The organism is Paradesulfitobacterium ferrireducens, assembly GCF_017310645.1.
GTDB classification, from domain to species: Bacteria; Bacillota; Desulfitobacteriia; order Desulfitobacteriales; family Desulfitobacteriaceae; genus Paradesulfitobacterium; species Paradesulfitobacterium ferrireducens.
Genome location: NZ_JAFLRH010000037.1, coordinates 40,231 through 55,434 on the forward strand (window position 1 = coordinate 40,231; position 15,204 = coordinate 55,434).

The following is a 15,204-nucleotide window of genomic DNA, read 5'->3' on the forward strand; positions in this document are numbered from 1 at the left end:
TAGTGTCATTACTAAAGGTAGAGGGACTTACTAAAAAATATGACAAACATTTCGGGGTTGAGGATCTGACCTTCACCTTAAATTCCGGGGAAATCTTAGGGCTCGTCGGACCGAACGGCGCCGGGAAAAGCACCTCAATCAAGGCGCTCCTGGGCTTAATCCAGCCCGAGCGCGGTCAGGTGCTCGTCGGACCGGAACAGCTCTCCATTGCCGGGGTTGCCGCCAAGCAGATGATCGGGTACATCCCGGAGTTCCCGGTGCTCTATTCGGATCTGACGGTCAGAGAGCACGCGCATTTCCTGGGAATGGCTTACGGCATCCCCGAACCGGAATTTCAGGCATATTATGGGGAGTTGGTGGAACGGTTCCACCTTGAAGGGAAGGAGGACAAAGCGGCCGTACACCTGTCAAAAGGAATGGAGCAAAAGCTGTCCATGCTGTGCGCGCTCATCCACCGTCCCCGAATCCTGATTGCCGATGAGCCGTTCAACGGGCTCGACCCTCAAGGGCAGCGGGAGTTTAAAGACCTTTTGCGGGAGCTGGCCAACGAAGGCGGAGGCGTGCTTCTGTGCACGCATCAGCTGGATACGGCAGAACGGGTCTGTGACCGCTTTCTCATTCTGAATCAAGGACGGCAGGCAGCCGTAGGAACATTACCAGAATTGCAGGCTGCCTCCGGTTTGCCCGGCTCCTCCCTGGAAGATGTGTTTCTGGCTCTGACCGGAGGGGGAAAGCACGCATGAAAGCCCTGATCCTTTTGCATTGGCGGGTTATGCGCAACCACCTCAGACGCCGCCTTCATTATATTAGTGTCTATTTTGACTGGGCCGGGACCGTAACTTATCTTTACCTCTTAGCCTTCGTTTTGATAGGGATCGGGTATTACTTATATGATCCGTATAACCGGATTCCCTTCCCCGTCCTCCTTGGCCTTGAGCGCTTGGCCCAGGGAATTCTGGGGACAGTACCACTTTTGTGGCTGCTGGCGGCGTTTGTTCTTTCCGGGAGAACGGCAATCCTTTTAAGTCCGGCAGACGTCCATCATCTGCCGCAATTCCCGTTCCCCAAGTCAACCGTATTTCTGGAGCAATGGCTTTGGCCCGCCGCCAAAAGAATTGCCCTCGCTCTCTTAGGGCCGCTCTTAATCTTGCCTTTCTTAACTCTCCTTCGGGTAAAGTTCCCTTTCGGAGACGTCTTGCTTACTCAGGTTGTGTGGGCCTTGTCAGGCCTTTTGGGGCTGACCCTGCAGTGGCTCTTGGCTTTTGTCCTAAGCAATGTGCGCGGATTGATCCTCTGGCTGAAGCGGGGAATCACCATCGGCACCTTGGTCCTTTTGGGAATCAGGCTGCTGAACGGCGGACTGCTTGACAGCAGTCAACTTGGCGGCAGTCAGCTTGGCGACATTCCTCTTATCCTCACTCCGAATTCCGGGGCCGGCGCATCCAATAATGGAATGGATGCCCATCTGCTCACCACTGTCTCCCTTCCTTGGTTCAGTTGGCCCCTTTGGGCCTGGATTGTGCCGGCTGCCGTCCTAATCATCCTGGTCAGGCTGACCATTGCTCTTTATGCCCGCCGTCCGTGGGAACCGACTTTACGTCAGAGCCAGGAGGTTCATACCCTGCGCACCCTCATACGGGCCCGTGATCAGCGGGAACTAAAGCGCTACCGGCAGGCAAGGAAAGGGCCTGGGTTCATCGGCCGCTTGCTAGGACGCAGTTATGTTTCCCCAGCTTGGGCTTTATCTTGGAAAGGACTGCTCACCTGGCGCAGCGCCAACTGGACCCAGGTCTTCATCTCCTTTCTGCTTCCGCTCTTCGCCATCCGCTTGTTCTTTCCCAGCTTTTTAGGGCTGCTGCAAAGCGGGTCCATCGACCGGATAATTGACGTTCTGATCCGTTTTGAGCTCCCTCTGACCCTCTTAATCCTCCAGGGCTATACCCAATTCCTCTTCTCCTGGCAGGATGACCTCCAGCACATGGAATTGTTTCGCCTGCTTCCGATCCCCCCTAAGCAGGCCATCCTAAGCACACTGGCTCCTCCCGCCTTAACTATCGGCCTGATGATGGTGCTAATTAGCTTGATCTTTACAACTCCGTTTTTAGCGGAACGAGAACTCATTCTCCTGGCCGCCTTGGCCTTGTCGGAGGGGATTCTGGGAGCGGTCCTGGTCGCCCGGGAAATGCTAAAAGACCCCAGCTCCACCACTTCAGCCCTCGGCCCGGAACGCTGGATCTCCGCTTTTTCTCTGGTGACCGCACCGGCTGTCGTACAGTTAAGCGGATTCTGGGGGGTATCGACGTTTGACGGCCTCACGAGCGGTCTCGTGGTAGCCGGGGGACTCACGGTCGTGTTCTTTATTCTGATGGTCAATGAATTTGTGCTCTTACGGTCGAGGTATGGGGTTTAGAGACTCCACCTCGTCAATTACCTAAATAGCTGTTCAGTTCATCCGGCGTGCATCCCTCACTTCCTTGCTAATTGCCCTGTCCCCACGAAAAATTATCGTGGGGTTTCGCGTTATTTCTTGTAATTTCGCGGAACCTAGAAAGTATTTAGACGAGCAGACAAGCCTCGTTAAAGTAAATGTTACTTGTTTTTAAGCAACTTGGAATTGTAGTAATTTGTCGGAAAATTCTTTGTAAAATTTGTAACGTTTTAGGACTGAAAAGTGTCTATATAGTAGAATGGGAAATCCGACCCCATGACCGGAAGAGTGATTAGTGCTGTCCGAAAATTTAAGTACAACCGCTGTTTCTAACCCATTTGTTTCTTTTAATTTAGCCACTAGGGAAGGATTGGTCGGTTATACAACAGCTAATGGTCACGTCATTAAGTCAACAGACATTTTTGTAGCGCTCCCTAGCCGTAAATCCTTAAATTCATCGGATACCGATACCACATATACTGTGAACGTATCCTACAATGGAACTACCTACTATGATGTTCCAGTTTGGGATATAGGTCCATTCAATGAGAACGATGACCACTGGAATCCAAATTATGTATGGGTAACCCCCTCAATTGAAATGCGCGTGAGGGATAATTGGGGATATGAAGAATACGGTGATCTAACTCGTGGCACTAGTGAAACATGGTTTGCAAAATACGAGAACTTCCATAATGGTTGGACAAGCTCCCATAGAATGGTTTCGAAGGATAAATATATATCTGACAGTAACCCAGGCACACAAGTTCACAATACTTTGGCTAATCCGTTATATCCTAGTAATCCGCTAAGAAATAACGGTGCAGAAATTGATCTTTCGGACGCTTTATTTTATGGACTTGGATTAAGTGATAATGCTTATGTGACTGTAACCTATAACTGGGTGAATAACTAACTTTAGCATGGAGTGTACTTTTATTGAAAAAATAATAGTACACTCCAATGCCACTGGTAACAGTTATATTAGTTCTCATCTAGGGTTAGCCAATCATTCCTTTCAGTCCTTTGAAAAGAAGGTTTTAGAGTGGTTTTTTTGCGTAGAACTAAACTTGCTAGACTTCTACTTTTATTGATATCTGCAGCTATCTTTGTCATCTTCTTTTTAGCATCTTGTACCCCAAACAAGATAACACCAATAGGCCAATCGAACTACACTCAACCGTACATTCCAATAGATCAATCTCCTAAGACGGAAACACCGAATAGCCCCCAAGTAAATGCGCTTTATGAAAATAGCTGGATTTTAACTACTAAACCTTTTAACGGAGAACAGAATGTTTCTCAAAAGACAGATATTTCTATCACCTTTAATCAAGATATGGATATATCCACCCTAAATCCTGAAAATATAACGGTGATGGAGGGTATGCATAGTAGTTTTATCACTTATATGTTTAATTACCAATATGACGCAAAGACCCGTACTCTCCAAATCAAATTTAAAAACCCCGAGTCAGATTACGGTCCAGAAAATGGCATCCTGGTAACTGTTACAGGGAATGTTGCCAATGCTGAACACAAAAAGATGGGAAAGAATTCTGAGTTCGGTTTTAGCGTAGCTCCGGATTAAGTGCTCTTAATATCCAGCAAGTCGCGCACAACTTCCCCTGCTATCAGGAGGCCTACCACCGAAGGTACGAAGGAAATGCTTCCCGGGATCTGCCTTTTCTTGGCACAATGGGCATCCCCGCCGGGGCATATGCAATTCGTGCTGCAGTCCGGCATATCCTGCCTGGGCTCTTGCGGCAGATCGGGTGAATAGACAACCTTGATTCCCCGGGTAATACCCTCTTTGCGGAGCAGCTTGCGCATGGCTTTAGCCAAGGGACAACCGCTGGTTTTGGAAATGTCCGCGACTACATAATTCGCGGCCGTGAGCCGGTTGCCGGCCCCCATGCTCGAGATGAAAGGGATCTTCCTAGCCAGGCATTCTTTAGCAAGACTGATTTTGCCGGAGACGGTATCAATCGCATCTACTACATAATCCTGCTTCCGGCCCAGGAAACGGTCCGCGTCCTCTGCCGTGTAAAACGCTTTGATCGCTTCGACCCGAGCCTGCGGATTAATATCCAGAATCCGTTTTTTCATAACCTCGACTTTGGCTTGACCGACGGTTGAATGCAAAGCATGCAACTGCCGGTTAATATTGGTCAGGCAGATCTCATCAAAGTCCACCAGGATTAAATTTCCTACCCCGGCACGAGCCAGGGCTTCGGCGGTAAAAGAACCTACTCCTCCGATGCCGAAAATACTGACCGTGCTTTGACTTAAGCGAGCGATCCCTTCCGGGCCAATTAAAAGTTCGGTGCGGGAAAATTTGTGCTGCATAATTTCCTCCAGTGTTGCTAATTCGCTGATTCATCTAGGGAGATTTATAGGGTTAGGTAGCTTAATATACTTCAAGTGTCTCTAATAAATAGTCTTTCAACATCGGCTCAATAAAATGATACGTTCCGCGACCGGATTTTTCAATAATTCCTTTAGAGATAAGAGTGTCAACCGCTCGTTTGATTTCGTTGGGGTTATTGCTTAAGCCCGAATAGATCCGCTTACCCGCAGCTAAGCCCATTAAGACATTGCGGGTAAGGGCTGTTTTTCCTAATTCGTCCAAAATTTCGTCGAAGACCGGAGATAAAGTTGCTAAAGCCCTTGCATGGCCAAGTTGTACGAAAGCAAATGTCAGTTTATCTTCACCTGCTTCCAGTAAGGCATAATAGATTTCTGAGCATAAAAGCATGGTGTCTTGGGGATGGCCTCCGGTTCTGCTAAGAATCTCTGTTACGGTCTGATGGCTGATTGTTATTTTCTTTTCCGCAAACTTTTTTGAAATATAGGTTCCCCAGGCAGCCTCAGACACCGCAGGAATCGGAAGGATGGTGGCAAAACGGTAGAATGCTTGCCGTTTATCGCCAAAAATTGTGTTCATCATACCTTCCTTTGATCCTAAAAAAAGATAAGCAGCGTTCTCCTGAGTTTGAAAATATGAGCGCATCACTTTGAGCGTCTCTTCTCCGGCAATCCGAATGACTTCTTGAAATTCGTCAAATACGAGTACGATCTGCCTGTTATCCGTTTGAGCAAGAACTTCCGGCAGTTTCAGAGCGTAGGTTAGTAACTCATCATCGTTTCTATTTTCTGCCGGCAAGCCTAAAGCAATTTCCAGATCTTGTATCTTGGCCGTTAATTTAGCAGAGCCGGTTATTTTCTTAAGGCCGTCTTTCAAAGCGGTTGTTGTCTTTTTAATTCCGCTGCGATTCTCATAGCACGCATTGATGATACCCAAGGCTAATTCTTTTTTTGAGTTATAGCGAAACAGATCTATCAAAGCCGTATAACAACCCTTGGTCCTAATCCGTCTTAAGACCTCCAGGGCTATCGATGTTTTGCCGATTCTCCTCGGACCGGCTAACATAATGCTTTGGCCCTCAGACAAGCGCGTTTCAAGAGAAATTAGAAAGTCTTCGCGATCCACAATATCATGCTCAGACACCGGCCCGCCTAACGGGAATAATTTACCCGGCATAACACCACTCCAATATTACACATGATGTAATATTATATTACACAATACGTAATATTGCAATTTTTACGCTGAAATATTTGGGCAGGGGAATCAATAATGACTCCCCTGCCACTTTTTGTCGTGATCAATTCGTCAAATATGTCTTACACTTTCAATTGAGTTTAATCCCCGTTACTGGAACCTCAAATTTCTTCCCGGTTCAGGTACTCTTCCTCAATGGTGAAGGGTGAGTTAAAAGAATAAAACTTACCGCTTGTACCAAGCAACCCCAAAACTTTGCCCTTGGGTAGAAAAGACTTGTCCGGTCCGCTGTTATTTGAAAAAGCAAGGTGAACGCCGGCCAGTTTATTGGCTGAGTTCTCAGACCCAATCGAAAATCTAATTTGGTAATCGCTATACTCCAATTTTTACCCGGCCGGCGAACTTTGTCATCTCAATTGAATGGTTCAGCAGTGTTTCATCAAAGATCCTACTAAGGAAGAAAACACGACCCAATCGAAAACGGCATACAGGACGTCCAAACTTTCACCTCCCCTTGGTCTTGCTGTTATCCAGAATGCGTTTGAGTTCGGCAACCTCCTCTTCAGTCAGTCCTTCTTCTTCGAGAATGTTGGTCAGCAGGAGGTTCAGGGAACCATCATAAACTTTCTTAAGGAAAGAATTGCGGGCTTCGCTGCGGTACTCTTTTTGGGATAAAAGGGGTTTGCATAGATACGGCGAGGAACCTTTCTCAATGGCCACCACCTTTTTCTTAACCAGCCTGTTAATTAAGGTGTAAATGGTGGTAGGACTCCAACCGGTCTTTAAGCGCAAATTTTCGACGATTTCGCTGGATGTAACGGGCGCCTTTTCCCACAATATTTTCATAACCTGCCATTCGGCATCCGATATCTTAGGAATCTTATTCATCTTCATCTTCCTCTACACTTGTAGAATCTGCTTTTATTCTACAAGTGTAGAATGGAGTTGTCAAGCTATTCTCACTACTTGGATTTCTCAGTAGCGAAGTGCACGTAAATGGCGAACCGCTTCCCCGCCCATACAAAAAAGCGAGCCTAATATCGGCACGCTTCATAAGCCCAATTCCTTCTCCACTTCCTCCAAGGTATACACACGCCCTGCCCTAATATCCTCTTCAGCCTCAGCAACCGCTTGTTCATCTTCTTCCGTCCATTGATCGTCATCTCCAATTTTCATTAAAGGAATACTATCTTCATATAACTCATACGGACATATATCCTGACCACCCTGCCATACAACGGTTCCGTTCGCAGGCTTCACGGATCGAAAGTAATCCATATTTTTTAGTTCGTTAAAAAGGATACTCTAGATACGGTTTGACATCAAATACACGAATCTCACAATTTTCAAAAGTTAAGATTAATGTATAATCGTCCTGAGCTTTAACACCTATAACTTCTGGATTCATAAGTTACCCCTCCTAATGAACCTAATGATCAAATATGGAGTCGTCCGATACTTTGCACCAACGAAATGGCAACTCTTATGCCGTGATCAGTTCGACTAAACTATCCCTTATGTTTTGAAGCTGCTGCGGTTCCAATGCTCCTACGTAGGTAGTTATCCTTTTCATATCAACCGCTCGAACCTGGTCAATTAAAGCTACTGATGGCCTTGGCAGCCCACCTGCGCCGGGAGGTATCTGATGGTAGAGAATTGGATTTTGGTTAGCCCAATTTCCGCTTTGTGAAGTCACCGGAACAACTAAAACAATCGGGTAACGAAGATATCCGCTTGGAACAGCTACTATAATTCCCGGCCTGAGGCCTTCCTATTCATGTCCTTGAGGTTCATGCTTAGGAAGGTTGACCAATACTACATCTCCTGGTTGGATACCGGTACTCAATTTTTCTGACTCCCTTCGATTTCCAGCCCTTTGCCTTCTACAAAACGCACGGGCTTACCCTTGGGCACACCTTCGGGCCCCCAATCATATGGAGGCCAATCAGCCAGTTCAGCATTTAACCAGTTAATGCCCTCTAATCGTGATTCCAGTATGATAGACTCCATGAACCTTTTAGCTATCGATATAGCTTTTTCGGGCAATAGATCTACCAGACGGTGGAGCTCTTCCTTAGGCATACTCATCTAGTATCACCGTTCCTTTATGACGTGTTCCTACCTTACATTATATCATATAGTATTAGGTAAAAAACAGAATGGCCACCATAGATCTGAATCACCGGGTATATCCCCTACTAAGCGATCCTATGGAACCCGTAGTCTGCTTTTATATCCTTTAGCTCATCAAAGAAGTAAACATAATCTCCATACACATACACACCGGCATAAGGCTTTCGTTAAAATTCGGTTTAAACCTTTGTAACTAAGTCATTTTAGCATAACTTTTTTAACTGACAAAATAACTTAAGAAATATTAACAACTGCATGTATGACCTCTTAAGCCTCATTTGTGCCTCGTATGTTGCTTCCAACTACTAGGCACGTCTGCAATTATGTTCTATCCCAAGCAAAAAAAAGGGGGGGATACCCTCGTGGAGACTGTCTTACCCAGACTGATTGACAAAATTGTAAAAGTTGAAACACCTGAACGATTGGAGAAGCACATTCATACACCTGGATTCGTGTATGCAGACGCTGCAAAGAGACAGGTAATCTATGAACGATAAAGTATATTGCCTGTATTAGCCAGCTCCACGAAAAAACTTTCGCGGGGTTTCTCGTTATTTCGTGGAGCTTTGTGAAAGCCCCGAAAAGATTTATATTACTTCAGCTACAAATTTACTCACTTCCCAAGGCAGAGATGCAACATGGGCTCCGGCAGCGGTGAGGGCTTCAACTTTACTTTGGAAAGTCCCCTTCCCTCGTTCGATAATTGCCCCGGCATGTCCCATCCGTTTGCCGGGAGGGGCGCTCTTGCCTGCGAGGAATGCTACGACAGGTTTGCTCATCCCTTTAATATACTCTGCCGCTGTTTCTTCCGCATTTCCCCCGATTTCTCCCACCAGCACTACGGCTTTGCTTTCAGGATCAGCTTCAAATTTCTTGAGAATATCAACAAAAGAAAACCCTACGATCCTATCCCCGCCCAAGCCTACTACTGTGGACTGCCCAATTCCCGCTTTGCTAAGCTGAGAAACTATTTCATAGCTTAAAGTCCCGCTGCGGGCGACCACCCCGACCTCTCCCGGGAGGAAAATAGTGTTGGGCATGATCCCGATTTTAGACTTCCCGGGCGAGATGATGCCAAAAGTGTTAGGTCCTACTATTCCTACACCTTCTTTTTGAGCCAAGGCAACAATCTCCATAGCGTCATGAAGCGGTACATGTTCTGTGATGATGACCAGAGTCTCAATCCCGGCTTCCATAGCCTCAAAGGCAGCTTCTTTGACTAATTTCGCGGGGATAAAGATTACGGAAGCATCTATTTTCTCGTTTGACACTGCTTCTTCCACACTATTATAAACCGGCACTCCGTGAACGTGTTGCCCGCCTTTGCCCGGAGAGACTCCGGCGACTATTTTGCTCCCGTAAGTGAGCATTTGCGCTGTATGAAACTGCCCTTGGTTACCGGTAATTCCTTGCACTAAGATTTTGGTGTTTTGGTTTAGGATAATTGCCACGATTTAAGCCCCCTTTGCACTTGAGCGGGCTAATGCCACTACTCGTTTGACCGCTTCTCCGACTTCTTCGTATGAATCTATGCCGTGATCACGCAGGATGGCGACGCCTTCGGCCTGGTTTGTGCCAACCAGGCGTATGACGACCGGAATTTTAATATCCAGGGAGTTTTTCACTTGCACATACGCCCGGGCGACATCATCACAGCGGGTGATACCGCCAAATACGTTGATAAGAAGGGCTTTGGGCTCAGTGGAAAGGAGAATTTCCAAGGCGTGGACCATCGCTTCTGTGCTCGCGCCCCCGCCTGCGTCCATAAAGTTGCGCGCTTCCCCGCCGAAATATTTAATAATGTCTATGGTAGCCATGGTAATCCCGGCACCGTTAGCCATGACCCCAATGTCCCCTTCGAGTTCCACATAAGAGATACCAAGCTCGCGCGCCTTGACTTCGCGCTCAGTCCGCTCTTCAACAATCGGGACATCCTGAGGATAGCGGAAAGTTGCTTCATCGTCGAGAGTGATTTTTCCGTCAGCAGCCAAGACCCGCCCTTCGGACACTACCAGGGGATTAATTTCAACAAGCTCAGCATCATAAGCGCAAAAGATTTGGTACATTTTTAGAATGATTTCACTTACCTGGGCCGCTTCCTCCCTATTCAAGCCGAGGCGGCGGGCAATCTCTTTAGCTGCGTAGGGTCTAAGCCCAATGTTAATATCAATTAAGCGCTTGATTAATTTTTCGTCCGGGACTTCCTCAATTTCCATGCCCCCTGCGGCAGATGCAAGCAGAAGCGGACGTTTGGCTGAACTGTCAACGGTAATGGCAACATAGATTTCTTTATCAATCTGAAGTTTTTCTTCCACGAGGATTGTCTCTACTTTTAAGCCCTTGATCTTTAAGTTTAAGAGTTGGCGGGCGCACTCTACCGCCTCTTCCGCATTGTCGGCAAATTTAATCCCTCCGGCTTTGCCACGCCCGCCGGAGAGCACCTGAGACTTGATCGCCACCTGTGCATGTTGACTAACAAACTCTACCACATCTTCCGCCCTGGTATAGACCGCCCCTCTGGGGACGGCTATGCCGCTCTTGTGGAAAATCTCTTTCGCCATATATTCGTATAGCTTCATATTGGGCCTAGTCCTTTCGTAAAGATTCCTGTTAGTTAGTGTCTCCTGAAAAACTCGGTTTTGGCATTTGACAGGGACTACATCATTGAAGATATAGGCGCAAGAACCCCAGGTTTCCTTTAATCCCCAATTTTCCCTGGCAGCAATCATTGCCTGGTGGCAATCATTGAGATAAGGCTTGGCAATATTTCCTTATAGTCACCAACAAGACCCAGATCCGTATTTTCCATGATCGGCGCTTCCTTGTCTGTATTGATTGCTATTACAACTCGTGCTCCGGCAACACCAGTCATATGCTGAATTGAGCCCGAAATGCCTACGGCAATATAAATATGAGGGTTTATTTTTTTTCCGCTTATACCAATCTGTGATGTCACGGGAGCCCATCCCGCATCCACCACAGCTTTGGAAACCCCTAGGGCGGCTCCTATTTTATGCGCTTGATCCTTTACGAACTGCAATCCTTCGGGACTCCCAACACCCCTCCCTGCACCTATGACCAGTTTTGCCCCAAGGAGATTAACCTCGCCGTCCCCACTCATCACCTGTCTTCCAAGTAATCTTACCCTCTCCTTAATGTTTGGTACCGTCACCTCTTGAAAGACAAACGACCTGCTGCGTTCTTGGACGCCCTTAACTTCCTGCCGTTTATCCCTTATGGTGACAACCAAAGGATCGCAAGCGGAGTAGGTCGCGATCACTTTGCTTCCGTACAAGGGCCGTACTAAGCCATTTAAATCTCCCTGTTCGATTTTCAGCGATACACAATCAGTTACCAGACCAGCTTTCAACCTAAATGCCAAACGAGCAGCAATTTCCACGTTTGACTGGTTATGCGGCATCATAATTATGGAAGCATTGGTTTTTCGTGCAACTTCAAATACCCAAGCCGCAGCCAGTTCATTGTTCTCCTTAAAATCGGTCTTAGGCGGAACAAAGAGTTGATCGGCAACACCGCAGACATCCTTTATTTCATCTACCTTCGGACCGCTAACATTCCCCCACACGGCCAAATCCACAGGGGCAGTCAGTTCCTCCGCATAACCTGTAACGGATGTAAAGAAATCTCCCTGCAACACTAAATCAGTGTTTGCTCGGCTCACATATACTGCTAAAATCTTTCTCATTTCACACACCCTCACATCAGCCCCATAGAATCCAGCTCACGAACCGCTTCCTCTGCTATCTTTTCCGCCTCGTTAGCAGTGATTAGGTGACACTTCCTGTTGGTTCTCAATAGTTCCAACTGGGCAATAGAGATCTTACTGCCCCAAGTCTCCGGACGTTCTTTGACGGTATTTTCCGCAAGCATCTCGTCCATACGCCTAACAGGCAACCGTTGGGCCATAATGACATCTTTTAGCTTGGGATACCTGATCTGGTTCATCGGTGTCGATTTTACCGTTACAACCGCCGGCAAATCTACTTCCCAAGTAGACTCAATGTCATCCTCCTGGCGTATGACAACCAGTTTATGATCTATAAGTTGGATATCAGTCACCAGGCTCACACATGGCCATCCAAGTAATTCGGCTACCAATGGACCGATATGCCCTGCGTCAGTGTCGGCGGCCTGGGATCCGCAGAGAATAAGTTCAGGAGAAAAATCCAACGTTTGAATACCGCTATGCAGCCCGATAGCCACCTGGTAGGAATTAAACGGGTCAATACCGTTATCTCCAACCAACACCGCCTCATCAGCTTTCAAAGCCAGTCCTTTACGCAACGTTTTTTCCACGCTTTTGTCGCCCAGACTGATCACTGCCACTTTCCCGCCAGCTTTTTCTTTCATTTGCAGGGCCATCTCCAAAGCGTTTTCATCATATGGACTAGGCACTTGTGCAGCTTCACCAAATTCTATTTGTTTCCCGTCCCTGGCTATCCGCAGTGAAGAAAGCCGCAATTCAGGGTCGGGAACCTGCTTAACGAGAACAACACAGTCCATCGTTTTCCCTCCATCGGTGTTATGTCGTGTTATGTTATGATAATAGTTCCGTAAGCTCGTTGATGTTCTTGACCTCTTCGATATTTAGTACCAGTTCAATCAGTTGCTTAAGTTTATTTGGGGCAATAGTCTTCTTCGCATATCGGGCATTTCTCCAGTATTTTTCCAGTATTTCATCTTGTGTCATCGGTCTTTGCAGCGAGGCTTTCAGCGCATCGATCCTTTCCACAAACACGGTTCCGTCTTTCGTAGCAATTCTTACTTCAACCGGTACTTTCAATGCGGCCTCCGGGTGCACACTGACAGTTATCTTCGAAGCAACTTCCATTATCCTCGGATCCAAAACAGCCTCCCTTTCAAAGGCGTCAATATAACCGGACCGGTGAACTATGGCCGCCGAAACAACATACGGTATACTGAACTGAGCAGCTATCTCAGGTGTTTTGACAGCCAGCGCATCATAAGGCTTGCCGTAATCCCTGACTGCCCGCGGACAGGCCAAAACCTCGATGCGTTCTATCCTCTCTACCGACAAATCATGTTTCTGGGCTAAATTCAGAGCCGCCTCCAGTGGTCCATGCGTAAACCGACAACTGCCGTAAGGTTTAATAATTAACTTGCCAACTTCAAACGTTTCCCCCAGGCCATTAACAAGTGCTCCACGGTCATACTCCGCACCATCCAGACGGTGCCGCAGTTCGCCCGGAGCATAGTAATCGCTGTCATAAAGGCGAAAGAAATTGTACTGCCCTTCAAATACCTGTTTCGGCCCAGTAATTCCCGCCCTGGCCAATTCAGCGCTAAGCACCCCCGCCTGGGCGGCGAAAGCGGGTTGCAGCCTTTTGGCCATGGCACCTTCTCTTCCTGGCTGCAGATTGCCTGCAGCCCGCGTGAAGGCGAGCCCCAAGGCATTGACTATGCCTTCGCTGTCCAATCCCATCAGCTTACCGGCAGCCGCTGCCGCTCCAAAAGTCCCACATACCGCCGAAAAATGCCAACCTCTAAGAATCTTTATTGACATTCCCAACCGGCAGCTTATTTCAGAGCCCGCAATCAGGGCGCTAAGAAATTCCTTTCCCCCTGTACCTTCTTTTTCGGCCATCGCCAAGGCGGCCGGGAGCACCGCCGCAAACGCATGGATGCTTGCTTCTTCGTGATCATCGTCTAATTCCCGGGCATGGAGCATGATACCGTTGAGCAGAGCAGCAGACGGTGCCGGCACCTTTCCCCCATAAACAAGAGCCGTCGCCTCCGGTGCGCCTCCCCAATGTCCAACTAAATCAGCCACCGGTTCAGCACCAATTGCCGTTGAGCCCGCAATTAACACTCCAAAGGCATCAACCAGAAGGATCTTAAGCTGGTCCAGCAAACCGTCAGGCAGTTTAGTGGAATCACAGTCCTGCACAAATTTTGCGATTTTTTCCGAGACTAACACAATTCCAACTCCTTGTTACCGGATGGGTGGCGTATTAAACCGCCACCCAAATCCACTTTTTTACTTCAAAACACCTTTTTCCTTATAGAACTTTTCTGCCCCCTTGGCAAGAGGTATGGACATACCCTTAAGTGCATCCTGTATATTCCACTTCTTTGCTTCCGGATTGGCTTTGCCAAACTCCTCGATATTCTCCCAAAAGGCTTTGGTAAGATTATAAACGGCATCATCATTGATATCATCCCTGGTGGCCAGAAGAGAAGCAAAGCCGAGCGTCAAAATGTCTTCTTCGTTATCCTGGTTGGGATAAGCATTCTTGCTGATCTTCGTCACGTAAGTGCCCGGAAGCTGATCCATCACTCTTGTCAACGTAGCCGCGTCCGTTCCGAGCAATCGGATCGGTTTTGAAACGGCGAGATTGGTAAAACTGGCCAGCGGCGGCATACTGAGAGCTGTGCGGGCGTCAATGGTACCGTTCTTAATGGCATCGCTGGCCTGATCTGCCCCCATGGTGATCAGTTTAGAATTCTTGTCGGTTACACCAACCTCCTTTAATAAGGTCGGCAGGAAAAGCTTTGCTCCTGAGCTGCCGGCGGCACCTATTGCTACCGTCTTACCTTTTAGGTCGCTTAAAGTCTTAATATTTTTGCTGGCGAGGGTAACAACCTGAATTCCTCCGTAAGGTATGGCGACAATACCCCGAAGATGTTTATACTCTTCGGCCTTTCCCGTAAAATCTCCCGTTCCCTTAACAGCCATGCCGGCTTCCGGGGCGGCAATCCAGGCTAAATCAAGCTGCATACGCGCCAAGCGGTTCATGTTTTCCTCGAATCCGCCAGTTGATTGCACTGTTACCGTTACACCATAATCCGGTTTATTCGCTACAATACTAGACAATGTACTTGCATATAAGTAAAGGTTAGCCCCCATCGCCCCAGAACCAAGGGCCATTTGAGTTTGGGATTTTGGTTTAGAATTGCCTGTTTCCGTGGAATTCCCGCCGTTTGACGTAGTGTTGGCACCCTGACAACCTGCGAGAACCAGAGATACTGCCAGGAGCGCAGCCATGAGAAACTTGAATTTTTTTTGCACTTTTTTCACTTAATTCTCCTCCTCGTA

At 47.6% G+C, this 15,204-nt stretch carries 15 protein-coding genes and 1 pseudogene; 4 read left to right on the forward strand and 12 right to left on the reverse strand.

Translation table 11 applies throughout. From position 1 onward, the window contains the following. The first annotated feature begins 2 nt into the window (after positions 1–2). The 4 genes from J0X21_RS12260 (at position 3) to J0X21_RS12275 (ending at position 4,019) form a co-directional block, all read left to right on the forward strand. Positions 3–743, forward strand: coding sequence for an ABC transporter ATP-binding protein (locus J0X21_RS12260; protein ID WP_206812498.1), 741 nt, complete (start codon positions 3–5; stop codon positions 741–743). Next, positions 740–2,410, forward strand: a complete 1,671-nt coding sequence (locus J0X21_RS12265; RefSeq protein ID WP_206812499.1) for a hypothetical protein — start codon at positions 740–742, stop codon at positions 2,408–2,410. Before J0X21_RS12260 ends, J0X21_RS12265 begins: the two co-directional genes overlap by 4 nt. Before the next feature lie 313 nt (positions 2,411–2,723). Then, positions 2,724–3,344: a hypothetical protein gene (locus J0X21_RS12270; RefSeq protein WP_206812500.1), complete on the forward strand. Its 621-nt coding sequence runs from the start codon at positions 2,724–2,726 to the stop codon at positions 3,342–3,344. 129 nt (positions 3,345–3,473) lie between these two features. Next, complete coding sequence (locus J0X21_RS12275) at positions 3,474–4,019, forward strand: Ig-like domain-containing protein (RefSeq protein ID WP_206812501.1); 546 nt, start codon at positions 3,474–3,476, stop codon at positions 4,017–4,019. On the opposite strand, the gene J0X21_RS12280 is transcribed toward J0X21_RS12275, so the two are convergent. From J0X21_RS12280 to J0X21_RS12335, 12 genes and pseudogenes are all read right to left on the reverse strand, one after another. Further along, complete coding sequence (locus J0X21_RS12280) at positions 4,016–4,777, reverse strand: tRNA threonylcarbamoyladenosine dehydratase (RefSeq protein ID WP_206812502.1); 762 nt, start codon at positions 4,775–4,777, stop codon at positions 4,016–4,018. The two genes, J0X21_RS12275 and J0X21_RS12280, sit on opposite strands and share 4 nt — an antisense overlap. Positions 4,778–4,838: 61 nt before the next feature. Further along, a complete protein-coding gene (locus J0X21_RS12285; protein WP_206812503.1) occupies positions 4,839–5,972 on the reverse strand; it encodes an AAA family ATPase in 1,134 nt (377 codons plus the stop codon). A 525-nt stretch (positions 5,973–6,497) separates the two neighbouring features. Beyond that, positions 6,498–6,881 (reverse strand): BlaI/MecI/CopY family transcriptional regulator, encoded by a 384-nt coding sequence (locus J0X21_RS12290; protein ID WP_206812504.1) that lies wholly within the window; start codon positions 6,879–6,881, stop codon positions 6,498–6,500. 162 nt (positions 6,882–7,043) lie between these two features. Further along, positions 7,044–7,253, reverse strand: coding sequence for a hypothetical protein (locus tag J0X21_RS15765; RefSeq protein ID WP_328812855.1), 210 nt, complete (start codon positions 7,251–7,253; stop codon positions 7,044–7,046). Positions 7,254–7,476: 223 nt separating this feature from the next. Beyond that, positions 7,477–7,749 (reverse strand): annotated as a pseudogene (locus J0X21_RS16205) (type II toxin-antitoxin system PemK/MazF family toxin); the annotation flags it as partial. Positions 7,750–7,835: 86 nt separating this feature from the next. After that, complete coding sequence (locus tag J0X21_RS12305) at positions 7,836–8,081, reverse strand: hypothetical protein (RefSeq protein ID WP_206812505.1); 246 nt, start codon at positions 8,079–8,081, stop codon at positions 7,836–7,838. A gap of 632 nt (positions 8,082–8,713) precedes the next feature. Next, positions 8,714–9,577 (reverse strand): succinate--CoA ligase subunit alpha, encoded by an 864-nt coding sequence (gene sucD / locus J0X21_RS12310; protein WP_206812506.1) that lies wholly within the window; start codon positions 9,575–9,577, stop codon positions 8,714–8,716. A 3-nt stretch (positions 9,578–9,580) separates the two neighbouring features. Continuing rightward, positions 9,581–10,705: an ADP-forming succinate--CoA ligase subunit beta gene (gene sucC, locus J0X21_RS12315; RefSeq protein WP_206812507.1), complete on the reverse strand. Its 1,125-nt coding sequence runs from the start codon at positions 10,703–10,705 to the stop codon at positions 9,581–9,583. Positions 10,706–10,851: 146 nt separating this feature from the next. Beyond that, on the reverse strand, positions 10,852–11,832 hold the full coding sequence (locus tag J0X21_RS12320; protein WP_206812508.1) for an electron transfer flavoprotein subunit alpha/FixB family protein: 981 nt from the start codon (positions 11,830–11,832) through the stop codon (positions 10,852–10,854). Between the two features lie 11 nt (positions 11,833–11,843). Continuing rightward, positions 11,844–12,650 carry an electron transfer flavoprotein subunit beta/FixA family protein gene (locus J0X21_RS12325; protein ID WP_206812509.1) on the reverse strand — a complete coding sequence of 269 codons (807 nt, stop codon included), beginning with the start codon at positions 12,648–12,650 and terminating at the stop codon, positions 11,844–11,846. A gap of 34 nt (positions 12,651–12,684) precedes the next feature. Beyond that, a complete protein-coding gene (locus tag J0X21_RS16095; protein ID WP_206812510.1) occupies positions 12,685–14,085 on the reverse strand; it encodes an MmgE/PrpD family protein in 1,401 nt (466 codons plus the stop codon). A gap of 60 nt (positions 14,086–14,145) precedes the next feature. Further along, positions 14,146–15,186, reverse strand: coding sequence for a TAXI family TRAP transporter solute-binding subunit (locus J0X21_RS12335; RefSeq protein ID WP_206812511.1), 1,041 nt, complete (start codon positions 15,184–15,186; stop codon positions 14,146–14,148). Between the last annotated feature and the right edge of the window lie 18 nt (positions 15,187–15,204).